At 55.4% G+C, this 25194-nt stretch carries 20 protein-coding genes; 5 read left to right on the forward strand and 15 right to left on the reverse strand.

Features of this window, described 5'->3' with window-relative positions; all coding sequences use genetic code 11:
• Positions 1-11: 11 nt before the first annotated feature.
• The 6 genes from RID21_RS04630 to RID21_RS04655 all read right to left on the reverse strand — a co-directional run bounded on the left by RID21_RS04630 (position 12) and on the right by RID21_RS04655 (position 7150).
• The gene (locus tag RID21_RS04630; protein WP_350187391.1) at positions 12-2561 is read right to left on the reverse strand and encodes a PSD1 and planctomycete cytochrome C domain-containing protein; all 2550 of its coding nucleotides are present in this window, start codon (positions 2559-2561) and stop codon (positions 12-14) included.
• Between the two features lie 35 nt (positions 2562-2596).
• Positions 2597-3535, reverse strand: coding sequence for a sugar phosphate isomerase/epimerase family protein (locus RID21_RS04635; RefSeq protein ID WP_350187392.1), 939 nt, complete (start codon positions 3533-3535; stop codon positions 2597-2599).
• Between the two features lie 150 nt (positions 3536-3685).
• The gene (locus RID21_RS04640; RefSeq protein ID WP_350187393.1) at positions 3686-4756 is read right to left on the reverse strand and encodes a sialidase family protein; all 1071 of its coding nucleotides are present in this window, start codon (positions 4754-4756) and stop codon (positions 3686-3688) included.
• 31 nt (positions 4757-4787) lie between these two features.
• Complete coding sequence (locus RID21_RS04645; RefSeq protein ID WP_350187394.1) at positions 4788-5210, reverse strand: hypothetical protein; 423 nt, start codon at positions 5208-5210, stop codon at positions 4788-4790.
• Between the two features lie 86 nt (positions 5211-5296).
• Positions 5297-6208, reverse strand: coding sequence for a DUF1559 domain-containing protein (locus RID21_RS04650; RefSeq protein WP_350187395.1), 912 nt, complete (start codon positions 6206-6208; stop codon positions 5297-5299).
• 201 nt (positions 6209-6409) lie between these two features.
• The gene (locus tag RID21_RS04655) at positions 6410-7150 is read right to left on the reverse strand and encodes a FadR/GntR family transcriptional regulator (protein ID WP_155363560.1); all 741 of its coding nucleotides are present in this window, start codon (positions 7148-7150) and stop codon (positions 6410-6412) included.
• Between the two features lie 321 nt (positions 7151-7471).
• On the opposite strand from RID21_RS04655, the gene RID21_RS04660 reads away from it, so the two are divergent.
• Entirely contained in the window at positions 7472-8524 is a 1053-nt protein-coding gene (locus RID21_RS04660) for a pyridoxal-phosphate dependent enzyme (protein ID WP_350187396.1), read from the forward strand.
• Positions 8525-8551: 27 nt separating this feature from the next.
• Positions 8552-9463: a dihydrodipicolinate synthase family protein gene (locus RID21_RS04665; RefSeq protein WP_350187397.1), complete on the forward strand. Its 912-nt coding sequence runs from the start codon at positions 8552-8554 to the stop codon at positions 9461-9463.
• Positions 9464-9485: 22 nt separating this feature from the next.
• Here the strand turns inward: RID21_RS04665 and RID21_RS04670 are convergent, their stop codons facing one another.
• On the reverse strand, positions 9486-10886 hold the full coding sequence (locus tag RID21_RS04670) for a neutral/alkaline non-lysosomal ceramidase N-terminal domain-containing protein (protein WP_350187398.1): 1401 nt from the start codon (positions 10884-10886) through the stop codon (positions 9486-9488).
• Positions 10887-11072: 186 nt separating this feature from the next.
• Complete coding sequence (locus tag RID21_RS04675; RefSeq protein ID WP_350187399.1) at positions 11073-12485, reverse strand: response regulator; 1413 nt, start codon at positions 12483-12485, stop codon at positions 11073-11075.
• A 757-nt stretch (positions 12486-13242) separates the two neighbouring features.
• On the opposite strand from RID21_RS04675, the gene RID21_RS04680 reads away from it, so the two are divergent.
• Both RID21_RS04680 and RID21_RS04685 read left to right on the forward strand, forming a co-directional pair.
• Positions 13243-14199, forward strand: a complete 957-nt coding sequence (locus RID21_RS04680) for a DUF1559 domain-containing protein (protein ID WP_350187400.1) — start codon at positions 13243-13245, stop codon at positions 14197-14199.
• Positions 14200-14291: 92 nt separating this feature from the next.
• Positions 14292-14681: a hypothetical protein gene (locus RID21_RS04685; RefSeq protein ID WP_350187401.1), complete on the forward strand. Its 390-nt coding sequence runs from the start codon at positions 14292-14294 to the stop codon at positions 14679-14681.
• Positions 14682-14764: 83 nt separating this feature from the next.
• On the opposite strand, the gene RID21_RS04690 is transcribed toward RID21_RS04685, so the two are convergent.
• Complete coding sequence (locus RID21_RS04690; RefSeq protein WP_350187402.1) at positions 14765-15868, reverse strand: EF-hand domain-containing protein; 1104 nt, start codon at positions 15866-15868, stop codon at positions 14765-14767.
• Between the two features lie 252 nt (positions 15869-16120).
• Between RID21_RS04690 and RID21_RS04695 the strand changes: the two genes are divergently transcribed.
• Entirely contained in the window at positions 16121-17287 is a 1167-nt protein-coding gene (locus RID21_RS04695) for a hypothetical protein (RefSeq protein ID WP_350187403.1), read from the forward strand.
• Between the two features lie 23 nt (positions 17288-17310).
• On the opposite strand, the gene RID21_RS04700 is transcribed toward RID21_RS04695, so the two are convergent.
• The 6 genes from RID21_RS04700 to RID21_RS04725 all read right to left on the reverse strand — a co-directional run bounded on the left by RID21_RS04700 (position 17311) and on the right by RID21_RS04725 (position 25091).
• Complete coding sequence (locus tag RID21_RS04700) at positions 17311-20325, reverse strand: outer membrane protein assembly factor BamB family protein (RefSeq protein WP_350187404.1); 3015 nt, start codon at positions 20323-20325, stop codon at positions 17311-17313.
• Between the two features lie 135 nt (positions 20326-20460).
• Positions 20461-21585 (reverse strand): sialidase family protein, encoded by a 1125-nt coding sequence (locus RID21_RS04705; protein WP_350187405.1) that lies wholly within the window; start codon positions 21583-21585, stop codon positions 20461-20463.
• Between the two features lie 12 nt (positions 21586-21597).
• Positions 21598-22011, reverse strand: coding sequence for a hypothetical protein (locus RID21_RS04710; RefSeq protein ID WP_350187406.1), 414 nt, complete (start codon positions 22009-22011; stop codon positions 21598-21600).
• Positions 22012-22093: 82 nt separating this feature from the next.
• On the reverse strand, positions 22094-22999 hold the full coding sequence (locus RID21_RS04715; protein ID WP_145181527.1) for a DUF1559 domain-containing protein: 906 nt from the start codon (positions 22997-22999) through the stop codon (positions 22094-22096).
• A gap of 222 nt (positions 23000-23221) precedes the next feature.
• Positions 23222-24382: a sialidase family protein gene (locus RID21_RS04720; protein WP_350187407.1), complete on the reverse strand. Its 1161-nt coding sequence runs from the start codon at positions 24380-24382 to the stop codon at positions 23222-23224.
• A complete protein-coding gene (locus RID21_RS04725; protein WP_350187408.1) occupies positions 24372-25091 on the reverse strand; it encodes a GntR family transcriptional regulator in 720 nt (239 codons plus the stop codon). Before RID21_RS04725 ends, RID21_RS04720 begins: the two co-directional genes overlap by 11 nt.
• Positions 25092-25194: the final 103 nt, after the last annotated feature.

Genomic DNA, 25194 nt, shown 5'->3' on the forward strand with positions numbered 1-25194 from the left:
GGATTGCGGGGTCAGTCAATAAAAAAGAACTCGTTACTGGTGAGCAGAACTTTGGCCAGTCCGGTCCAGGCGGAAGGGGCCTCTGTTGCTGAATCCTGCGTTTGTTCGGCTGCCAGTTGTGCCTGATACATTTTGAGAAACTCAAGGGCGTCTGCCTGTTCGGATTTGGTGGGGCTGCGACCGTAGGCCAGCTGCCAGGCGAGTTCCACCTGTTCTGCAGGTGTCGAATATGTCTGTTCGATACGCTGAGCCAGGGCTTCTGCCTGTTGGGGCACGAAGGGGGCATTCAACAGGTAGAGTGCCTGGGTGGGCAGATGCGAACTGTGCCGACTGCCCGAGGTTTCGTTGGTTTCGGGACCGTTAAAGCGACCCAGGAAGGGATGCTTGTAGAGTCGCTGCGTCATCAGGTAGACGCTGCGTTTGTTGGTCTCAAAAACTTCGTGGAAGGGACCGTTGAGGCTGTAGCCTTTTTTATGCCAGGGGGTGAACGGGTGCGGGCCGCCCTGTTCGCGATCGAGTTCGCCGGAGACGAAGAGCATGGCATCGCGGATGGATTCGGCGTCGAGGCGGCGGCGGGTGTGTTTCCAGAGGTAGACGTTGTCTGGATCGCGGCGGCTGTTTTCCGGCTGGTCCCGGCTGTCGAGGCGATAGGCGCGGGTCAGCATGATCTGTCGATGCAGGGCTTTGAGCGACCACTGGTGTGCGATCAGTTGACTGGCCAGGTAATCGAGCAGTTCTGGATGCGAGGGGGCTTCACCGAGGACGCCGAAATTATCGACGGTTTTGACGAGACCCTGTCCGAAGTGATGATACCAGAGCCGGTTGACGATCACGCGGGCGGTCAAGGGGTGTTCCGGATCGGTCAGCCAGCGGGCCAGTTCGAGGCGTCCCGAGTGCTGTTTGTCGAGATCCGGTTTTGATTCCGAGATGACGCTGATGAACTGGCGGGGGACAACATCTCCCTGGTTCTCCGGATCGCCGCGGCGGTGCAGACGGCTGTGATGCGGTTTGCCGTCGATGACAGCGTAGAGCATCTCCACGGGGGGCTGCTTGACCAGGCGGGCCTTTTCCTGTTTAAGCCAGGGGAGGCCGTGCAGCATGAGTTCGCGAAACTTCCCTTGTTTGGTATTGAGGAGTTTCTGCCGACGGGCTTCCAGTTTGTCGAATGGTTTACCAGCCTGTTTCGCCTGTTTGATTTTTGCGGCGACCTCTTCGTATTCCTTGAGAGTGGGTTTGAGCCAGGGGCGGAAGTGATTGCGGATCTGGTGTTGATAGTGGCTGAGCAGTTTCCAGTAGTCGTTGATTTTCTGTTGTGAACCGGGCGTGTTTTCTGCAGAGACCAGTTGCGTGGGAGAGGGCTGATTCGAGGCGCCCATGCTGGGGTAGAGTGTGCTTTCGAAGATGCCGTAGAGTCCGTAGTAGTCGGTGGCGAGCATCGGATCGAATTTATGATCGTGACAGCGGGCGCATTTGAGCGTGACACCCATGAGTCCGCGGCCGATGGTATCGATGGTGTCGTCGATGGTGAGGTGCTGATCATCAAAACGAGAGTTGCCGAACCGGCGGGAGAGGGCGATGAAGCCGGTAGCGATTTTGAGCTGTCGGGCTCGGGCCGGATCGGATTCCTGTGTGGAGAGGATATCGCCGGCGAGCTGGGCGGTGAGAAACTGATCGTAGGGGAGATCGGCGTTGAGAGAGTCGATGACCCAGTTGCGGTAGAGGTAGGCACCAGGGATCGGGAAATCGCCGACGTCTCCCTGGGTGTCTGCGTAGCGGGCGACATCCAGCCAGTGGCGGCCCCAGCGTTCCCCATACGCGGGAGAGGCGAGCAGGCGATCGACGACAGTGGCGAACGCGGTTTCGTCTGCAGCGGGGTCGTTGAGGAAGTCTGTGATTTCCTGTGGCGTGGGCGGCAGGCCGGTGAGATCGAAGGTCGCCCGGCGGATCAGTGTTCTGCGGTCGGCCAGGGGCACGGGCGTCAGTTGTTCTGTTTGCAGGCGAGCATAGATGAGACGATCGATGGCGGTGTTGGACCAGTCTGCATTTTCAATTGTGGGTGATGTGACTTCCTGGCGGGGCAGGAAGCACCAGTGGCTGGTGGTCAGTTTTTCGGCTGACTTTGCGTCAGTGTTGGGGCGTGTTTTCGTCTGTTCTCGAGGCCAGGGAGCGCCCCAGGCGATCCAGCGTTTGAAGTGATTCAGTGTTTCGGCATTGAGCCGCTCTTCCGCATCCGGGGGCATTTTCAGTTCTTTGTGGGTGCGCTGGATGGATTGAAAGAGCAGGCTGGCCTGTGGGTTGCCGGGGACGATGGCAGGGCCGAAGTCGCCCCCTTTGAGCAGATCGGCGCGGGATTGGAGGGCGAGCGGACTTTCTGCGTCTGCATCGCCGGTGTGGCAGTCGGAACATTTTTCGATCAGGGTCGGGCGGATATGCAGTTCGAAGAATTCGAGTTGCTGGTCGCGGGAGGGGGCCGGTTCCGCTGCGGAGAGCGAACTGCACAGCAGGAGTAAGGTGGCTATGGTCACGATGCTGGCAGTCTGAAGTCGATTCTGTTTCGTCATCGTCGAACCCTTCAAGGGATGGATTCAATATCTGATCAGCCGCGCTTAATGCCGGCTTTTTTGAAAGCAGGGGCGATATTCTGATAGCAGGTCTTCGCAGCCGCGACGGGATCGTAGCCGGGTTGTTTGAAGACCATGCCGCTGACTTCGCAGCAGATGTCTCCGCGGTAGCCACCTGCAACAGCAAGTTTGAGCAGGCGGACGTAATCGATGTCGCCGCTTTCGCCGGGGAGGACGAAGCGGGCTTTGTTGTCTTTGAGGACGGTGTCTTTAATCTGGATGAAGCTGGTGTAGGGGAGCATGGTTTTCAGCGAATCTTCCAGGGAGATGTCGCGGTGCGTGAAATGGCTGTAGTCATAGTTGAGGCGGATCCAGGGGCTGTTGATCTGTTCGACGAGCCAGACGCCCTGTTCGGGGCGATCAACGACTCCGCCCCGGTGGGGCTTGACAGCGATGACCGTTTGTGTGCTTTCCGCGATCTGAGCCCAGCCTTTGAGGTTGTCGCGCATTTCCTCTTTGCGGTCTTCCCATTTGCCGCTGCCCGCGGTGGTTTCGATGAGCGGGGGCTGATCGGGTTTGAGGTCATGTCCCAACTGGGCGGCCCGTTTGAGACGCTCGAGGATCGGTTTCTGACTGGCAGGAGAGCCGGTGAGATCACAGTGCTCCATCAGCGAGGTCAGTTTGAGGCCGGTCTCGTCGAGCTTGCCGGCGATTGCCTTTCTGCGCTGCGGATTGAGTTTGAGCGGTGTGGCGTCCCAGGCGTCCATCAGGCAGAGTTCGGTGGAGTCGTAGCCAATGTCTGCGACGGTCTGCAGGGCCTGTTCGGTTTGCATCTTAGGCATGCCGTAGAGACTGAAGCCGAGGGTGAGCGTCGGCGGTGCTGTTTTAACGGCGAAAACTGGCGACAGGCCGGGTAGTGCCAGGCAGGCGGCACTGGTGGAGGAGAGAAACTGACGACGGGACATAGACTGCATGCAAGCTGCTCCTGAGGCGGGGAGTGAGTTCTGATCGAGATCCGTAGTGGGTTTACATATAGGCGGATCTTTATCATAGCAGCAAACAGCTGGCTAAACCATCACTATTCCGCTTTCTCACCGGACATTTTCATGAAGCCGGAGTCGTATTCAGGGGCTGAGGAAATCGGCTTCTTTGAGCTTAAGACGGACGGGCCCCTGCATGGTGGTGACCCAGAGTTCGCCGGGATGGGCTTCGAAGACATAGGGGTAGGAGACACGGTTTTCGCGTTTCTGTCCTGGGGGAGTCAGATCACGGGCTATGACAGTAGGCTTGCTCCAGGATTGACATTCATCGTCGGAGAAAGCGAGTGACAGTTCTTCGCGGCGGCCTGTGCGTTTCTGGGGATCGCGGAAGCGGTTCCAGAGCATGACGATGCGGCCGCTGTCGAGTCGCTGCAGAATCGCGGGGGACGAACTGGCAGGAATTTTCGAGGGACGAATGGTACGCCAGGAAGCTCCTTCATCTTCAGAGAAGGCTTCCCAGAATCGGCCGAATTTGGTGCGGATCAGCTGGTAGATGCGCCCGTCTTTGAGTTCGACGATCGTCCCTTCCATGGCGCCATCGTGATCGCCGGAACCGCCGAGGTCAATCATGTTGCTGTGTTTCCAGGTCTCGCCTTCATCGTCAGAGTAATAGGTGTGCGAGACATGCCTGCCGGGATTGGCGATGGACTGGGAGACGACGACGATGATGCGGCCTGATTTGGTCTGGATCATGCTGCGTACGGCACCGCACCAGCCGTGGTCCTGCAGGATCTGAGGTGTGTGCCAGGTTTTTCCGTTATCGGTGCTGCGGATGACGTAAACGGGGAGGTAGCAGTCGGGCTGCGGGCCTCCCAGTTTGTCGTTCCAGTTGAATTTGCGTTCGGCCAGATTCATGCAGACGAGGAGGATCGTCCCTTTGCGGGTCTGGATCAGTGCGCGTTCGTTGCTGGTGTGAAACTTTTCCGGTTCGGCGTAGAGGGGCGTGGCCTGCCAGGTCTTCCCCTCGTCCTCACTGATCAGCGACTGTTTGGTGTCGGGAGCGAGGATGTTGCCATCCGTCAGACGGATGAAGGGACCGAGATGCTTGTGGGGCAGTCTGCTGGTCTGGGGGTGATTCCATTCCTCGGCATGTGCTGATGAAAGAACGAGCAGGAGAGCGGTGAGGAGCAGGGGGATTGTTCGTCGTTGTTGCATGTCTGACACCTGACTAGTGAGTGAGCCTGTTTCAGTTTTTCAGATCGAAGTCGAGAACCAGGGGGTCGCCGCCCGCTTCAATGTCGGCTTCGAGTTCTGAATTTTTATGGTATTTATCGGGAACAGGGATGGCGGGTTTTGTGGCGGCGTCGATTTCTCCCAGTGACATACCGGTGGTATCGGCGGGAACGATGGGTGTGCCTTTGATTTCGACACGCTGTTTACCCAGGGGGACGCCACCTTTGTTGGTGACTTCATATTTTCCGTCCCTGATTTTGGCAGCTGCGATTGGTCCTTCGGGCAGCGGACGAAAGCGGATTACGCCCCCTTCGAGGGGGGCGCCATCCAGGGTGACGGTACCTGTGACAACGCGGCGGTCGGGGGCATCGCTGATCCCCCCGCAGCCGACCAGCAGTAAGAGAGCCGGTAAGAGCAATAACCCTTTTGCGGGCATGGTAAACTCCTTGAAACAATGGAGGCTGACGCGGAAGCCTGCACGAATATTCTGAATGCAATCATCGAATGAATGAGCGTCGAGAATTAATATTCGCCAACAACTTCACCACCGGCCCGGGTCGTGAGTGCGGTGAGCGTTCCCTGGTCAATGTTTTCGGAGAGGAAATGCACCGAACCATCGCCGAACACAAAGTGGCAGCCGCCTACGTGATAGCTGGAGAAGCCCTGTGGTCGGAACGCAAAAGAGCCGCCCCCGGGAACGGTGTCGATACTGTTGATGCCGTTACTGGTATCGAAGACATCGTAGCCGGTGTAGGAGTTTCCATTGAGGCCACTCGAAGCGAGCGAGCCTGTGATTTCACCCACCACGAGCGTGTTGCTGGAGCCATCGATGATGTCGCGCATTCTGACTTTCGAGATGGCGTAGAGGACTCCGTTACCGACTGAAGTGGGCCGCACGCCGGAACCGCTGTTACATTTCCAACTGACGGAATCGGCAACGCCGCCCATGTCGGTACGGGGCATGCCGTTTGGGAGTGCGCCTGCGAAAGCACCGTTTTTGTTGACGATGGTGTCAGGCTGCGGATTGCTGGGACAGAGGAACGGCACCACGGGGTTGAGACAGGTGGTGTTAGAGAAATTCGCGGGGACAAAGGGAGTCGGCCCGGAGAAGTTCAGGTTGTTGTAGATATTGGCCTGATCGAGGTAGGGCAGGATACGGGTGCCCCAGGAAAACATGTGGGCGCCGGAGTAACCACTGCAGCCCCCACTGATGCCGGCCCCGATGGGAAAGACAGTGTACGTGTCGTGATAGTTCTGCAGAGCGAGCCCAACCTGTTTGAAGTTGTTTTTGCAGGACGATCTGCGGGCTGCTTCACGAGCCTGCTGAACCGCGGGCAGGAGCAAAGCGATCAGGATGGCGATAATGGCAATCACGACCAGAAGTTCAATCAGCGTAAATCCACGAGCTTTCATCTTGGAATGGAAACGGAACATGGAAGCATCTCCCAAAATAAACGCAAAAAAATAAATGCTATGATCACCCTTGCACACAGGTGCATAGATAACAGATTCAGGAATATAGATAAAAAACTGCTGCAGTCCCGGGGCTGACCGGAACGCACCGGATCAGAACTGGTTCTGTTGCCAAATCAATTGTTCGAGATTCAGGTAATTTATGTTATTTGCCTGAGGCGTTTAATTTGTCGTGGATTCTTTACTGGGCGCCTTTAATTGCGGCTTCAAGTGTTCTGTCAAGTATTTCGTAGCCAGGTCGACATCGCGGTCGGCGATGGCATTGGCAATCTGTTCGTGTTCATGCAACCCACTTTCCCGGGGCGGACATCCATAGACATCGCCTGCGTGAAAGTAGTCGAGCAGTACGCCATGGAACTGTTGCACAAAGTTTCCATGTGAGGCACCCAGAATGGTTTCGTGGAACAGGCAGTCCAGTTCCTTGTAGGCTTTGCTGGTTCCCTGGGGATCTTCGTCCAGGTTCCGCATGACCCGTTTCATTTCTGCTACGATGGTCTGCAGGCGGATGATTTCTTCGGTGGAGATCGATTCGACAGCCAGGGCGATGGAGCCGATTTCAATCACGGCCCGCAACTGTTGCAGTTCGCGCCAGCCGTCTGCACTGGCGACCTGGGGAACCAGGGCATTACGGAGCACGGTGGAGAAGTTATCTGCTTCGCCGACACAGAGCCCGAGTCCCTGTCTGCCGACGACCACTCCCAGACCGCGGAGTGAGCCGACTGCCTCCCGGACGACGGTTCGTGAAACGCCGAATTCACTGGCCAGATCAGCTTCGGTTCCCAGACGAGTTCCGGGAGCGAGACGATCATTGCGGATCCTGGCGCACAGCTGTTCTGCGAGCTCTGCACTTAAGGTTCGAGAGTCGGAACCGATGACCGGAGAATCACTCTGCAGTGTGTTCATGCAACGAATATCCTGTGAGCGCGACAATGAATGTCAGAAATGATGGCGTTTCAACGCGTGGCTCGAGCGGCCGTACACGAAGAACATCACAGATTTCCGTATGTCTGTCATGGCATCTGCCATAGACTAATGTAATATAAATATTTAGATTGTATGACAATCTGATTTATTATCATATAACCCGATATTTACTCGTCAAGACAATTCTGATCTTTTGCTCAAGAATGCTCATGTTTACGAAGTACCTCTGGTAAGGTAGGCCTTTGTTACAGGGACTGTTATTTCAAGTGGAATCGAGACTGACTTACCAGGGAAATCGAAATGGATGTTGAGCCGTTTACGTTGGGCGAGGGGGAGACCCCGCTGGTGCGATCGCAGCGGATCGGACCTGCTGTGGGGCTGGAGCATTTATATTTCAAACTGGAGACGGTGAATCCGACCGGTTCATATAAAGATCGTTTTGCGGCAGCCGCGATCAACGAGATGCTGTCGCAGGGGAAGCGACGGGTGGTGACCTGTTCGAGCGGAAATGCAGGTTCGGCCCTGGCAGCTTACAGTGCCGCTGCGGGACTGGAATGTGAGGTCGCGGTCTTCATCGGCGCTCCCGAAAATAAACTGAAACAGATGCTGGCCTACGGTGCCCGTGTCTGGAGGATTGAAGGCTTTGGTGCTGATCCGGAAATCAGCCGCGCCACGTTCAAATGTCTCAAACAGATCGGGGCTGCCGCTGATGCGGCGCTGCAGGTGAGCAGTTATCAGTTCAACCCGGTGGGCATGGCGGGAGTCGAAGTGATTGGACACGAGCTGGTCACGCAGGCGGCTGCTTTCAACCGATCGATTGATCATGTTGTCTGCTGTGCAGGCGGCGGAGGTCTGCTGCTGGCGGTCTATCGTGGTTTAAAGACGGCGCTCGAAGGAAAGGAACAAGTCGATTTCCCGGCGATCCACTGTGTTCAGCCCGCGGGGAATAATACGATTGCCGGCCCGTTGCGAGAAGGAAGCAGTCTGGCCCGGTCCTGTGAAAGTACGACCGCGGTGGGAGGTCTGCAGGTGGCGAACGTGCTGGATGGTCACGAGGTGATTCGCGTCTGCAGAGAGACCGGAGGCAACGGTTACCTGGTTGCCGATGATTACATTTTTGAGGTACAGGCCCGCCTGGCGCGCGAGGAGGGCATTTTCTGTGAACCGGCGGCAGCCGTTTCGCTGGCAGGTGTATTACGTGCAGTGGCGCAGGGAGAAATCGCTGCGGATGAAATGGTGGTCTGTCTGATTACCGGTACCGGTTTCAAGGACCAGTGTGCCATCGATCGGATGCTGTCTGATACGACATGTTCCGTGATCAGCCTGTCGGAATTCCAAAAACAAAGTTTGTAAATTCTTAACAAGGGAAGCAGTTACAATATGACCAGTTCGATCAAAATGATTACCGCCCTGGGGACTCCGTTGACTCCGGAAGAAGACCTGCACGTGGAAGGGCTGGAAGCCCATCTACAGGATCAGCTGGACCACGGTATAAACGGTTTCCTGGTTGCGGGAACGATGGGGCTGATGCAGCTCTTGAAGGAGAGTACCTATCGCGATCTGGTTGCCCGGAGTGTGACATGTAACGCCGGTCGGGCGGAACTGCTGGTGGGCGTTGGCGATACGAGCTACGTGCGGACGCTGGAGCGGATTCGGATGGTGGAAGAGTATGACATCGACGGCGTCGTCGCACTGGCTCCCTTTTTCATCAAGTACAGTCAGTCTGATCTGATCGATTATTATCAGTCGCTGGCAGATGCGAGTTCCCGCCCCCTGTTTCTGTATGACTTGCCGCAGACGACGGGGACCAAACTGGAAGTGGCGACCGTGCTGCAGCTGGCACAGCATCCGAACATTCACGGCATTAAGTGTTCCGATCACTTTGTGACGATCCGCCCGGTGCTGGATGCGATTGGTGATGAATTTCGCGTGATCGTCGCCCAGCCAACCCTGATGGATGTGCTGCTGCGTGCGGGCGTTCGCGAGCATCTGGACGGGATTTATGGCGTTGTGCCAGAGTGGATCGCGGCGATGGTGACCGCGACAGAAGCGGAAGACTGGGAGACTCTGGCGGCAGTTCAGCAGGATCTTTCTGCCTTACTCACACTGCTGCAGACGTTTTCTGCGCCGCTGTTTTCCTCGGTGACCGCATTACTGAACCGGCGGGGGATTCCCGGCAATTTTGCGCCGCGGCCCATGCGTCCCATCACGGAGGCAGAAGAGGCAGCCCTGTTTGAACTGCCCCTGGTGAAAAAGATGTTTGCCGGTAAAACGGTCACTGCAGCGGAGTGAAAGCACGTCTGAGGAAGACAGGTCACTCGACCTGTTTGACGAGCTTGTTTACGGTTTCTGAAATGAGATCTTCCGTCTGTTCGGACCAGCGGTAAGCGGGGCGGCCGTATTCATACAGGTTTGAGCCCCCCTCGTAACCTCCTTCGAGCCAGACCCGTTTGGATGGGATGTAGGAGATCATGTCGTCAGCATATCCGCAGACCCAGGTGCCCGGGCCGAACTCGCGTTTGAAACGGAGTGAATAATCGACGACGGTTTCGGCGCCCATGCCAATCATGAGAGTTTCCTTACCCAGCCGCCAGGCATGAATCGGATAGGGATAGGCTGAGGGGAAGGTCTCTCCCTGATCCAGTTTTTTCAGGAGCCGTTTGGCCCACCTTTGTTTGATGGCACTTCCGCTTTTGGTATCCGCTTCGAGGTCGGCGCGGGTGACGACTTTGAGGTAGGGGAGATCAACATAAGTGAAAGCGGTTTTTAAACCGGGGGAAACGTTCTGCAACGGCTGCTTTAAGGCTTCTTCGACGGCGACTGCCAGCATGTGTCCGTATTTTTCACAGAGCTCGACTTTCCGACGGGGGAGCGGGTTCTGATCACCGCCGCAGGTGTTGACGAACATGGCCAGCGTGCCGGGATGATTTTTTTCGATCTCCAGTTGTGCGAAGCCGGGATAGTCGCCACAGATTTTGGTGAAGCTGAGCGTCGTGGGATGACAGGCATAGCCGAACAGGACGGCCGCGAGCTGGCCATCGGGGCGGGTGACGGTCAGGATGGGAACGTCGTGATCGACGGGGCCCACGAGTGCCTTGCCTGCTTTGAGCAGATTGGGAATGTCGGCTTCACGGTTGTTACGGCGATTGACGGCGAACGTAGTGTGTCCGTTGCCTTGCTTGAGTGTTGCGGGGGCGAGATTATCGAGTGCCTCGCCGATCATGGCGACGGTTTTCTCGACCATACGATCCGTGTACTCGGCGACGGTTTTGTCCTGCTCCGGCGTGGTGGGATAGTAATCGTAAAGGTCGTCTCCCAGTCGGGGCCCACAGTGATTATGCGAGAAGGTAAACATGATCTGGCGGCGTTCCAGGTCAAACTTCGTTTTAATTTTTTTGAAGACGCGATCGCTCATGCTTTTGGGGACGCCCTGGAAATCGCTGGTGATCAGCACGGCCCGCTCACCGCCTGGTGCTTCGAGTGCGAGGGCTTTCATCCAGATGTCATGCAGCTTGCCATCGGGGGCCCGTTTGGAGCCGTAGCCTGCCAGCCAGACATCGGTTTCGGGAGTGATTTTGGCCTTGGCTAAACCGGCGTGCCATTGTTCTGCAGCCGTGAGACTTGTCGTGCTCAGAAGAAACAGAACACTGAAGGCGAACAGAAACGAACGTCGGGGCAGGTGGAGTGTGCGGGAGAGCAAGGTCAGGCCGGGCATGGTGCTGCTTTCTGTGTGCGTGAAACAGGAGCTCTTCGTGAATCGATTAAATTCTAATGTATGTTTATAAATTGTAAATCGCAAGGGGATTCGAAGGATCAGAGCGAATGAGGTCGCCAGAAGCATCTGTAAAGAAAATAATGCTGGGACTGGGAGGACGCGCGTTGAGAGGCGTGTGAGAGAACGTCAGCGCGTGACGGAGGTCGACTTGCGGGCGAGTCGCGCGGCGATCTGAGGAATCAGAACGTTGCGGTCAATCGGCTTGGTCAGGCAGTCATCAAAGCCGACGCTCAGGCAGCGTTCGAGTTCGCCCGTGAGTGCATGCGCGGTGAGTGCGACGATGGGACCGGTGTAACCTGCGTCGCGGAGGGCAATGGTCGCCTGGTAGCCGTCGAGGACGGGCATCTGCAGATCCATCAGGATCAGGTCGAAAGGGGATTCCGATTGCAGGGCCATGTCGACACCCTGCTGTCCGTTCGCGGCAATCGTGATCTCGGCACCAGCACGGTTGAGCAGGAAGCGGATCAGCCGCTGGTTGTCGAGGTTGTCTTCCACCACCAGAATGCGCCCCTGCAGTCTACTGTTGGCAGAGAAAGAGCGGGGATCGGGTAGATCGAGTTCTCCTGCCTCCTGTGAAGACAGCATGCGGACCTGAGTCAACGGGCCGGTGGCGATCGCAAAAGTGAATTCGCTGTGCTCTGAGGCATCCTGTTCCAGGCGGATTTCGCCCTGCAGGAGTTCTGCAATGCGGCTGATGATCGTAAAACCTGAGCCTGCTTTGCTGCGCTTGCCTGTCGGCGTTGCGGCTGCCTGACGAAAAGGTTGAAAGACGTGCTGGCGCTGATCGGTGGGAATACCCATGCCGGTGTCGCTGACACGGAAGCAGAAGGCCTGCTGTGACGGCTCGCAACTGAGTGTGAGTCGGATGTGTCCCTCGGTGGTCAGTTTGAGTGCATTGGTCAACAGGTTGACCAGCGCCTGTTTCAGGAGTGTGGGATCGGTTTGTATGGTTTCCGGAACAGTGCCTTCGATTTCCAGATGAATCGTATTATTCAACGCGCGGGCCTGTTCGGATAACTGGTCGACGACTTCGCGTCCGATCTGGATGGGATTGACCTGCAACTGTTCGATTTCGAGAAGTCCCGATTCCAGCCGGGAGAGTTCCAGGATTTCATTGATGACATCCAGCAGGTAGTTGCTGTTACGCCGGATGGTTTTGACGGCTCGATTCTGATCTTCATCCGAAAGGGCTTCGTTCTGCAACAGTTCCGTGAAACCCAGGATGGCGGTCATCGGCGTACGGATTTCATGACTCATGTAAGCCAGGAATTCGCAGCGGGCGCGTGTTGCAGCGGCAGCGACTGCTTGTGCCTGCTTCAGTTCTTTACGCGTCGCCTGCAGTTCCCGACGCAACCGGGCCGTCTCTGTTTCCTCTGTAGTGGATGCATCCGGGTGGGGCTGTTGAGGGACGACTGGCAGGCGGGAGGGCACGGGGTTGTTTTGAGGAGCGAAGGCCTCGCGGAATGTCTCCCGCACCGACTCTTCGAGTCTGTTGAGGATCTGCGAGACTTGAGTGTGTGATAAATCGGGTCTAGGCATTCCCGCGTGACTCCACTGGTTGAGCGAGCGGGCCAGTACCGCTGCCGCATCAAGCTCTCTGAAGTTTGAGATCCTGATGCATGTCTTTTTCAAAACGGTTTGAATGTCAGGGTTTCTTCGTTATCGGTCGTCGTTGGTCAGGCGCGAACCTGATTTTTCAGAGTCTGAGAGACACACAGGGATTTAAGGGAAAAACCTGTTACTTCAGTGAGTGGTTTCCAGCAGCCTGATCGCCTTGACCGATTCTGGCTGCTTTTGATCGAAGGTGACTGAATGTAGTGTCCGAATGGACCGTTTTGCACATCTTTGGAATGCAGATTCAGAGGAAGTTTTCTGACTTTGATTTTATGAATCGAATCGAAATCAACGTAATAAGTCTGCAGGAAATATTCAGCGTGAGCAGGGAGGAGATTCAATTCAAACTGATTTCTGATTAGTAAAGGAAGTTGTTAATTGTCTGTAAGTGGTGAATGTGTGGTGAACATCGACTGTTTTTTATGAATTCCGGTTCGAATTAAAGGATGTATAGATTGCCCACGCGTCAAGTTTACATAAAATTCACATGGCTTTTACGAAGAATACATTCTTCGAGATCTTCTGAGTGCGTCGGTTTTCCAACGATACCCGCCTCTCTCCGATCACGGTTCCTCCCCGGGTGAAGCGCTCATATCGAACCATTATTCTATCATTCCGTACTGCCCGGTACGGATTCATCACAATCTTAACAGTGTAAGGGGTCCAAACTATGCACTCAAAGATGCAAACAAAACGAGGTTTTACTTTGATTGAATTGCTGGTGGTCATTGCGATCATCGCGATTCTGATCGCGCTCTTACTGCCCGCGGTGCAACAGGCACGCGAGGCTGCTCGCCGCAGTACCTGCAAGAATAATCTGAAGCAGCTCGGACTGGCGATGCACAACTATCACGATACGCACCGCACATTCCCTCCGGGAGCCGTCTGGTATGGTATCGGTTCCGCTCCGGAAGATGGACGTCACGCTGACTGGGGGACGACCTGGGTGGTTCAGATTCTGCCGTTCATGGATCAGGCCAACCTGTACAACAATTACAACATGTCTCTGAAGGCCCGCAGTGCGAATGCAAGTTCCACAGACAGTGTACTGCGAGCCAAGATTCCCAGCCTGATTTGTCCTTCTCAGCCGGGCGTGGATCGTTCCAACCTGACCCAGGACTTCAATGGATTTTCTAAGATCACTTATGCTGCCTCTGTCGGAGCCGGATCAACGATGACCCGTTCGGACTACACGAACCCGAACCGCCGTGGCTTTTTCAGTGCAGTTGCCCAGAATGGTGCCAAAATCCGCGACGTCACCGATGGTTCGTCCAACTCAATCATGTTGAGCGAAATTGTGGTTGGCATCAGCACTGGTGACGATAAAGGCGCCTGGGGCTGGTGTACCGGGGCTCTGTTCGCAGGACGGAACAACAACGGGATTCTGACCCCCAACGCGAAAGTTTACGACGCGACTCCTTATTCCGCTAACAACACTTCCGATAACAACTTTAACCGTCGGAATAATCCCGACCGAACCGGGACTCTTTCCGGCCAGGCGGCACGCAGTTTCCATGTCGGTGGCGTACATGCTACAATGGGAGACGGTGCTGTGCGTTTCCTTTCAGAAAACATCGATCAGACGACTTACCTGAATCTGCTGTCGATTGCAGATGGTAACGTAGTTGGTGAATTCTAAACGATTCGCGATCACGAATTCGTAAACACAAACAGCTCCAATGAATTTAATTGGAGCTGTTTTTTTAATTCAGATGACAAAGGCTTAGACAAATGAAAATCAGTATTGGTATCGGCAGACAACTGCTCTGCTGCCTGGCATTGTTTCTCTTCACTGTATCGCTCGCAGGCTGTGGTGGTCCGCCCTCTACGCCTCCTCCCAGCGATACGGAAAAAAGCGAAATGGTGCAGAAATCCATTGATGAATTCATTGCCTCTGCCAAAAAACAGCCCAAAGCGGCGGCACAGAAACTGTCGATTCTGATGGAATCGCTGGAATCGTATGCTACCGAATTCGAAGGCCCTTACATCGAGTTGCGGGACGAAGCAAAGAAACTGCAGGAGCTGTATCAGAGTTCTGCAGCGAAAGATAAGATCGCAGCCCAACTGGAGGTGCTCAAGCAGAAGGCGAGCTCACTCTCTGGTGGAGGGGCTGCTGAGTAATCGGCATTTGATGTGAAATCAAACAGACTGATCCGCTGATCGCATTCTGGAGACAGAGATGTGATCAGCGGATTTTTTTACGTCTATTTGATGGTCAGAGATTTAAGGCTGCCGTTCTGTGAAAAATCCGGTCCGAACTGGAGAGCTGCCGTGATCTGCAGATCGGGATAGCCAGCGACGGAAATCCGTGGCGGCGTTGTATAGCCGGAGCCGGCGCGCGTGATTTTGAAACCAGTCACCTTACCATCTTTGATGACGGCGGTTGCTGTCGCGGGCGTTCGTTTCCAGACTTCTCCGTTGTGGGGTTGATAGCGGTAGTAGTTGGAGACTTCGTCCAGTCGCTCATTGGTGATGCCGTATTTTCCCAGGGCCGCCAGCAGGACCTCTTTGTTGGCGCGGGCCCGGGATTCCGTGGGGGCACCGTTGCGGGCCAGACGGACGTTGCTGAATGCATCTCGAAAGACCTGGGGCTCGACACCCAGGGCAGCAGCGATCAGGTTCACAGGGCGACCATGATCGCGGGGATCGGTTTCGTAGCCTCCCTCGATGATTACGGTGCCTGCGGGGACGTTCTCGGAAACAGCAGGGGGAAGTGGCGCGTCAATGTGATCACGATCGGGACGGGGCGGGCGCGGAGAATTCTCGCGTGGGAAATTTTCTCGTGGGGAATTTTCTCTGGGCGGACCGTGGTGAGGGCGTCCTTCGTGATGGTTGCGATCGGAGGACGGACCCGGGCGACCTTGCTCGCGACGGTCACGTTCATGTCGATCATGTCCGTGGCGCGGGCGGTCATGATGGGCGTCTGGTCGTTCTCCCCGCTGCGGGGGGCCATGATGTCCGGGACGTTCTGCATGTTGATGTCTGCCGCGCTCCATGGGGGGCGGTCCGTGACGATCATCGCGTCGATGTCCCTGATCTTCTAGAGGGCGGGGAGGACGGGGAAGTTCTTCCCGGGTCAGGCTGCCATCCTGATCGCGGTCGAGATTCTTGAGGGCGACTGCGGACTGATCCATTTCGTTGGTGGAGATGCGGCCATCCTGGTCGGTATCGAACAGGACCATAAAGGGATCGGGGGGAGGACCTCCCGGGCAATGACAGTCACGATCTCCTCTGCCACGTGGATGTTGAGATGAGACGCCCGTAGTAATTAATCCCGCGACAGCGACAAACGCAATGAGGTATTTCATCAGCATGGCTCTCCCGTTATGAGTGAAGGGACTCAATTCAGCACGATTTCAGCAATCACTGCAACGGAATTGCATAGAAAACGGCCCGATGCAGGAATTAACGGAGCGGTGGGGAGATGACTACCGATTTTTTCGAAGGAAATGAAATTAATGGAAGGAGTGTGAACTTCGTGGCAGGTGGAGCCCTCTTGAAAGAGTGATTCAACTGACTGAGATTTAAGTCGATCAAAATTTGTGTAGAAGCGCCCTGATATGGAAAAAGAACGTCTGGAATGGTTGAAACAGGTCGAGGACTGGCTGTTGACGGAGGAAGCTCAATGTGGACAGGATGCGCTGGTCGAAAGAGAGAGATTGTTTGTGGCATTGAAAACCCTCAATTACGAGTGGGATTACCTTCTCGATGCTTACGGATCGGCAAGTGAAGTACCTGTCCTATTATTGAAGTTAACCAGCGATAATCCCGAGGTCCGTGAGAGAGCCATTTTAACGCTCTATACGACCGTCTTTCATCAAGGGATGAGGACCCTGTCCGCAGTTTATGTTGTGTCTTTTCTGTTTTATTTACTGCTATCAGAGAAGGTTCACTCGAAAGAGGAGATCATTGATTATCTGGTCCGCCTGGCGATTGGATACCCGGAAGAGTCACTGCCTGAGGGGGTGGATCCGGCTGCGATGCGGCAGGCTGCAGATGATGCTGAACAGGGTATGACTCGCGAGCAGCGTGGTGCCTATCTATATGAATATTACAGCCTACGGGTTGAAGTCCAATGTTATCAGGAAGTATTCAGGCAACTGGATATCCTGATGCCACTTACACATGATCCTGATCCCAAAATCAGGAAGAGCGCCATTTTTGCGCTGGCCTGGTTTCCGGAACAGGCTGAGCAGTCTCTCATCCATATTCTGGATCAACTGGAATCGGAAACGGAAGATGCTGCGGTTGCCAATGCAATTCTGGCTGCCGGGTTACTGATCTTTCAGGCAGGGCTCAGCCCTGAGCTGTTGAAACTGGAGAAGTATCGAGGCGAAGCATTCGGTCCACTGGTGCGGATGGCCGTTGCCATTGTTCAGGGGCGATTCTCTCTGAACAGGGAGTCTATCGATCTCCTCTTAGCTTCATTATGCGAAGCAGATCAGCTTAATCAATTTCATCGGGAAGACATCCAGTTTTATGATGGCTGGTTTGTAAGCTACGTCATCGAGATCCTGACCTGTGGTACTGTTGATTCTCAGAAAGAGGTCGTCCTGTCGCTGTGTGATCGAATCGGTACATACCAGAAGATTGAATCGAGTTCAGTTCGGTATGCCATCCTCGATTTGTTGAATCAAGTACAGGATGACGTCTATTCTGAAAATATAAATCTCCTGGTGGCATGTGGCTTTCCCGAACAGAAAGCAGATCTGTTTAAATTAAACTGAACTGGAAGTAGTCCGGGCAAAATTCATTCACTGCCTTCCAGAGCGAACCAGGCCTGCATCTGGTAGGAGCAGTTACACTGGGACGAGCCGTCGGGAACGAGGACCAGGCCGCCGGCCGGGATGGCGTTGATGTAACAACCCAGGCGGATGCCGCCGAAGTTTTCGACGCCGGCTTTGCGGGTCAGGTCGACGTACCCGAGTGTGGCGGAGCGGAAGACCATCAGGTGTTTGCTGGCAGAGATCTGGCCGCAGCCATAGGAGCGTTCGAAGCTGAAGGAGATCGGTTTTCCGGTCTTCAGTTCCCAGGCACCTCCCTGGGCAAAGATTTTGTCGCCGTTGATGATCGGATGCGATTGATACTCGGCTGCGATATCCCAGATCCGTTTTCCCGTTTTGGCATCGACGGCAGCGAGTCGCCCGCCGACTTCGGAAGGGAGTCGGAAGAATTTGTGCCGGATGCCCTGGTAGAACATCAGCAGGATGTCGTGGTCTGCGGAGAGTGCCAGCTGGGTGCCGAAGATTTCCTGATCGTCTTCCCAGAGGTCAGCCCCGGTTTTGGCCTGGAAGGCTTTCAACTTGCCCTTGCGGTGTGCGTCTTCCGGAGAGGGAGGGTTGGGGCGACCGTTGCGGCGGGCCTGTTTGACGTGGTCCGCTTTGGCGATTTCCCGATCGACGAGAAAGACGCTGTTGTTGCCAATGGTGATTGCGTTGTTGCGGATCGAGTACTCAGGCTGGTAGGTCCAGAGAATGTTCCCGGTTTTGGCATCGGCGGCGAAAAACAGAACCGATTCATTACGGAGGCTGATGCCTTCATAGCGGGGACTGGTGTGATGCGCGTCATTGCTTACGGTGCCATAGATCACGCCGTCATGGTACGCGAGATAGCCCCAGTTCTGGTTCGGATCGTCGCGACTGACGGGAGTGGAGATCTTGCGGACCAGCTTCCCGGTCTTCAGTTCGATCTGATGGCAGAAGGTGTCTTTGTAGACGAAGGCATAGTCGCCCCCGAGGCAGAAGTTGCTGCCGACCTCGGCCGTGCTGACATCATGATGAATGCCATTCATGTCGGTCAGGTTGTTTCTGAGCTGATATTTCCAGAGCGTATGCCCGTTATAGGCGTCGAGTCCACACAGACCGTGCAGACCGCCGACGACCATGACGCCGCGACTCACGAGTGGGGCAGGGCCCTGTCCGTGCCGGTTGGGGATCTGGAAGTCGACATCGCGATACCAGTACATGCGGAGCGGCCCTTTGACGATTTCATCTTTGGAATTCACCGTATTCGTGGAATCAGAGTACTGGTGTGTCCAACTGCCGGCCCCTTTGAGATCGTCTTTGGTTTCCAGCTGCAGGTTCTCAACGGAACCCCAGCAGAGCTGACCGCCGAAAGGACGTTGAATCCGACGGGCTTCTTTGAGGAGAGCCGGAGAGACATCCTGATTCAGCGCAGCCGAGCAGATGACGAGGTTCGCGAAGTTCTTTGAATAAGGGACCTGTTTGGGATCAGCCAGGTGCACGGCGACCCTCGAACCGTAGAGACCCGCTTCCGCGAGGCGTTCACGGGCCTGCTGGGCTTGGTCTGGATCCGCCATGACGACGTAAATCTGAAAGTCGGACTGGCGGGCCAGTTCGAGGGCGAGGTCCGCGTTGGTAGCGCCCAGGTCGACACAAATTCCGGTGGAGACGTTGGTCTTCTCACAGATGGCTTGGGCTGCCTGCTGGTAGAGTGGGCTGGTGGTGACGGGCGATTGTGGCTGTGCTTCGACCGTTTCCGGTGGCTGTGCGTTGGCGAAACAACAGATGACTCCCTGATCGGTGCTGGCAATGAGGCATTCATCAGAGGCAGCCAGGCCACGGACGGTGCCTTCGATTTCATGCGACCACCAGGTATTGGCCTGGCCTTTGAAGTCGACGCCGGTGACCTTGTTGTGCGAACCACAGTACGCGTCATTGCCGGCGATGATGACATCGGTGATCGTATAATTCAGGGGGATGAGTCGTTTTTCTTTGAGGCTTCTGATCGAGATCGGCTTGCCTTTGCGGTCATTGGTTTTGGTGTCGATCCATGTGCTGTAAACGAGTGACTGTCCACTGCCGCGGAGAACGCCCTGGGGAGTCGCCGCGATGGGGCCGGTTCCGGTCTGTTGTGACAGGTCGCCTGTCAGCTGGTCGAACAGGCAGCCCGCGTTCGCGAAGAACCGGTCAGCCAGCATGACTTCCGAGCCGCCGCGCTGCTGATTTTTCTGCAGATGGTAATAGCGAAATTCGCCGGTCGCCCGATCAAAGGCGGCGGGGACGGCGCGTCCGGTGGGCATGAAGATCTGGTCCTGGCTGGCAGCGAGATAGCCTTGTGATGAGACGCCGCTTTTGGCACTCGCACCGCCGTGCGGCTGATTCATGAGGCGTTGCCCGGAGTTCTGATTGCTCCAGGTAACGTTGCCGGTTTCCGCGTCGAGGGCATACAGGTAAACGCCATCGGAGGGCCAGACCCCGGCTGCAAAATAGACCTGATCCCCGAGGACGACCGGGCCGCCTCGGGCCGGCCAGTGTGAGATCAGTCGATCGTTACCCATAATGAATTTTCGTTCGGGGCCGCCCCGTTTTTTCCAGAGCAGCGAACCGTCTTCAACATTCAATGCATACAGGCAGCCATCATCGCTGGCGACGAAGACACGATCTTTCCAGGCAGCGGGAGCAAAGCGAATTGGCCCTTCTGTAAAGAATTTCCATTTGAGCTGACCGCTTTTGAGATCGAGGGCGTACAACTGGTCGTCGGTAGAACTGCCGAAGAGGACCGTCTGTTTGACCACGATGGGCTGAAAGACTTCGTCAAAGGTAATGCGGGTATGCGTGGGCCAGGCGGGAGTGGGGGGCTGGGGAGTGCGAAACGTCCACTGCAGCTCCATGCGATTGGGTAGAGGTTCCTCTGTCGATCCGCTGCGGGCGGCATCACCGCGATACTGGGGCCAGTCGGCGAGAATGAACTCAGGCGCACAGACAAATACGAATAGAAACAGTAAGACCGGCGGGAATTTCATGGAGCGCCTCTGAGCGACTGGTTGGGTGTGAATATCGGTGTGGGTTGATGTGTTTATGGTAAACCATCAAAGAGCCATTGTCACCGAAACGGTCACTCATTTGTCTGATTTCTCAGAAGGCGTAGCAGGTTACCCTCACTCCTGTGTGGCGGATTTCTGTTTTAGATCATGGTTTAAGATCTGCTGGAGTGGGATCGTTCGATAACGCAGTCCTCCCGGTCCATAATAGACCAGATGCAGGGTGTCATCACGGAAGTCCATGCTGGCATAACAGTAGGAGCCTTTGGAATTGTCTTCAATGTTGATCAGTTTTTCCCAGGTGGTGCCATCATCGTAGGACAGCCCGAGTGTGAGAGGCGTGCGCGGTCCCTGGTGGTCGGCTCCGGGGACGACCGCATTATTCCAGATCAGAATCAATGGTGCCTTTTCACCAGGAATCCGTTGTAACAGCATGGGGGCTTCGGGATGCACGATGTCGGTCTTCTCTGCCGGACTCCAGGTCTGTCCGCCATCCTGGCTGAATGAGCGGTACATGCGTGTGGTTTGAGTGCGAATCAGCATCAGAATCCGTCCGTCAGAGAGTTGTTCGATTTCCGGTTCCATTGCACCCCGGAGCGGACAGTCGACCTGGTTATCAGAGCGATGCCAGGTCTGCCCTTCGTCATCAGAATAGTAACTGAAAGAAACAAAGTGCTCGTCTTTCTGCCAGGCACTGGGAGAACCATAGGCGGCCAGCAGGATGCGTCCCGATTTCAGCCGGATTGCGGCAGAATTCACCGCGAAGATCAGCCCCTGTTTACCATGCGAGAGTTGCTTCGGTTCGCTCCACGATGCTCCCAGGTCTGTCGATTCTTTGTACCAGAGATTGGCAAACCGATTGCTGTCGATACGGATATAGATCAGCAGGATTTTGCCACTCGTCGTTTTGACAAGGCTGGCTGACATCACATTCATTTTGCCGATATTTTCCTGCACGGTTTGCGGGGGGGACCAGGTTTTGCCGCCGTCATCCGAATGAATCTCGACGAGGCGGGCAGGATCGTGGTCGTTGCCGGTCCCGTGATACCACTGCGTGTAAACCAGCAGCAGACGCCCGTTGTCGAGCGTCAGCAGACTGCCTTCCCCGTGTCGCGGGAGTTCTTTCGTCGCTTTGACAAGCAGTCGTGATTCGGCGCGGCTGAGACTGCTGAACTGAATCTCTCCGCCGAGAATAAAGGCCAGGATCAGACAGAGTCCGTAAAGGGAAGTAGAACGAGGCATGAATCGCTTCTTTCAGTTAAAGTGATAATCCTGTTGAATTTCGCCATTGCCGGTTTGCACCTGCAGCACTTCGATTTCAGACTGCGTGTTGAATTGTTCCGGCAGAATCTGTTCCCGTTCCGGGGAGTCTGCGGTTTTATCTCCCGGCAGGCCGGAGCCACCACGATAAGCATAGATTTCCACCTGGTATGTCCCGGCCTTGACTGCGTTACGTTCGGTGAACTGATAGCGTCCCGATTTAATTTGCGTGGTGCGGGCCGGTGCCTGGGTTCCAGTCGCAGGTGAGAGACGAATTACTCCGTCCAGAATCGGCTGTCCCTTGTAGGTGACTTCTCCGGCAACAGAAGTAAAATCCTGCCCGCCTGTCTTGCTTCCACAACTCGACAGCAGCAGGCAACAGACGCTTAAGATAAAAAAGTTCTGCATGGTCAGGCATCAAATCAATAACGAGAGGGTTAACAACGGATGGCGATGAATACGAGAAACGACCTGTGTTGAGCCGGGAAGATCAGAATTCTCCCACGACTTCACTTCCGGCCCGTGTGGTCAGGCTTTGTAACGTTCCCAGGTCAATATTTTCTGAAAGGAAGCGGACCGCGCCATCAGCCAGTAAAAAATGACAGCCTCCGGTGTGGTAACTCGCCGGGCCGGTGAAGTCATCGCCGTTCCAGTTCCAGCCGGAGAGCAGGGGAAAGTTGGCATTGATCCCGCTACGGACTCCGATGCCGCCTCCGCCGTAGGCACCCCAGGTGAAAAGTTCGTGGGAACCGGGAGTATCGCCCACGGTTTCCGAGAACGCGAGGGTATTGCTGGATCCGTCGAGAATATCTCGGAACCTGGTTTTCGAGTTGCGGTAGAACATGCCGTCCTTATTGAAACCGACTGCATCCTGTCCATCCCGCGCGGGGTTCCCGTCTTTACCACTGTGTGCGACCGGTTGATAATGGCTGCCCCAGGAGTCGTTGGGGCCTCCGGCGCCGGTCCAGTTCTGTCCTTCATCCTGCGGGTTACTGGGACAGATGAAGACGTTGATTTTCTGCTGGGTGACAGGCGCATTTGCGGCTGAGTTGAAGGCAGACAGAAAATTAAACTGGTTGTAAACATTGGTCTGATCGAGGAAGGGAAGAAGCATGGTGGCACACATGTGCGAACCGAAGTTCTGGGGCGCCGAGTTGGAATTATCAGCAAAGCTGCGGCCGAAGGGGAACATGCTGTGCGAATCGTGGTAGTTATGCAGCGCCAGTCCGATCTGCTTCAGATTGTTTTTGCAGGTACTGCGGCGCGCCGATTCCCGGGCCTGCTGAACCGCAGGCAGGAGCAGGGCGATCAGAATGGCGATGATGGCTATTACCACCAGGAGTTCGATCAGCGTGAATCCGTCGCGTCGTATAGGGGAGTTTTTACTTGTTGACATCGGAAAATCTCCAGAAACAGATCAACAGGGACAGGAATGAGACGCTCTTCAGAATATACCCGGCAATAGAAGGTAGATATATTATGATATATCATTATGATGGTTTGATATATTTTCAATATCAAAATGAAAAAATGAGTCCGATTTCGGAAAATTGCTTCTCGAACGAGGCGCAGCAGGTGCCGGGAAAAGAGCATAGGGAAGTGAAACTTCCGAGGAGAATCAGCAGTGGGCAGTCGTCTGCTGTTCTCGCGGTATTTCTTGTGGAGACACCGAAAACCGGAACCAGCGAATGACGCTCACGCACTGTTCATAACACCAGAAGGTGACGAAGAGGTCTCCGTCGGGCAGCCGGCTGATGTGTGGCGCGCCGAACTTGAGAGCAGCAAACGTTTCCGACATATTTACGCTCGTGTGCGTCATGCCTTCCAGCAGATTGTGTCCCCAGAGCGGCTGCTGATCGAGATTGGTCCAGTGCCCCTGTTCGTCAATCCGGGACAGGCAGGCCCACAGGCCGGGGTGATCCATGCGGCGGTAAATATTCAGCAGACTGCCGTCCTCCAGCAGACAGGGGGTCAGTGTCTGGCCTGTCAGTTGCGTCGAAGCGGGAGACGACCAGGTCGCCCCCCCGTCATCACTGAGCGCGTACTGGTTAGGGAGATCCTGGCCGCTGGCTTCATCATAGCACCAGGCAACCGAGAGCAGTCTGTCGTCCGGGATTTCAATCACCTTCGATTCCCAGAAGATGAGGTTGTTCTGCGGACTGTGCATGATATCCAGGTAGCCACTCCAGTTTTCTCCCTGATCGTTGGAAACGAAGGCCAACTGTCGATTGCCGTTGGGTAGTTGTCCCTCCCAGTCGCGCCAGGTGGAGGTAGACCAGATCCAGCGGCCATCTCTGAGTTCTGTAATGGGGCTGCACATTTCGAATTCCGGACCCGCAAGCGGCGTAGAGACCGGCTCCGGATTGTTCCAGGTCTGCCCCTGATCGATGGAACGCAGCAGGAGTAGCTCTGAGGGAACCATACCCAGGGTTTCGGGGTTGCAGAGACCTTCCTCAGTCCGTCCGGTCCGGTCAAACCGGACCAGGTTTGCGATGATTTCCCCGCTTTTTGTGATCGAAAGACGTCCGAATGTGGAAGTGTCATGCCCGGGGACGGCGGTCTCCAGTGGTCCCAGTTGTTCCCAGGTCGCGCCCTGATCCTGTGAGCGGGAGAGGTACGGCTGCAGGTTGACGGCTTCAAAGGCTTCCCCCAGCATGTACATGGCGAGCAGGGAACCGTCGGGCAGGACAACAACCGAGGGAAAATATGCGTGTACGCTGTGGACGTGCGGTTTGGGGTTTTTAAACAGCAGTCCGGTTTCGAGATGTTCAAGTTGCATGTTTTCCCCGTTCCTGTTTCCGCATGAATGCCAGCACGTCACGCCGACCGGCCTGAATCTGTTCGCTCATGATCTGCCGGGCCTGTTCCGGATTTCGCTTTTTTAACGCATCCAGAAGCTGTTCTTTTCCAAGACACGTCTCCTCGGCACTGGCAGGTGTGATGATCTTGTGCTTCAACTGTCTCAGTGCATAAAAGATGTCGGTGATCGTCCGCTGGTCCTGGATGACTTTTTTCAGCAACCGATTGCGGGAGGCTTCGATCAGAATCTCATGGAATTCGGTCTCCAGATCGACCCAGCGGTTGAACTGGGCCGGTGTGGTATGTCTGGCCTGACGTTCCTGGAGGTCGGCGGTGATCTCGCGCAGATCATCGATGATGAACTGCAGGTCTTCCAGTTGCGACTGGGAGATGAACTGTGCTGCTTCGCCGGCAGCGAAGCTTTCCAGCAGGTCGCGGAGGACATAGAGTTCGTCGAGGTCTTCGCGGCTGATCTCTCGCACAAATGCCCCGGAGCCCTGAATGTGTTCGACGAGTCCTTCTGAAGCCAGACGGCAGATCGCTTCCCGCACTGGAATGGCACTCACGCCCAGTTCCTCCGCCAGTTTGCGGTTCACCAGACGGGTTCCGGGAGCGAGGACGTTCTGTTCCATCTGCTGCCTGATATACTGATAAGATTGTTCGGTCAGATTTTTAGAGGCGTCTTCCATCGGGCGTTGGTATCTGCAGCTGTTGAGATCGGAAAAATGTAAAACAGAACGCTTTTAATATATCGTGATATATCGAGGGCGTCAAGTTTTGGTTTTTCCCCGG

The sequence above is a fragment of the Gimesia sp. genome (genome assembly GCF_040219335.1).
GTDB lineage: Bacteria > Planctomycetota > Planctomycetia > Planctomycetales > Planctomycetaceae > Gimesia.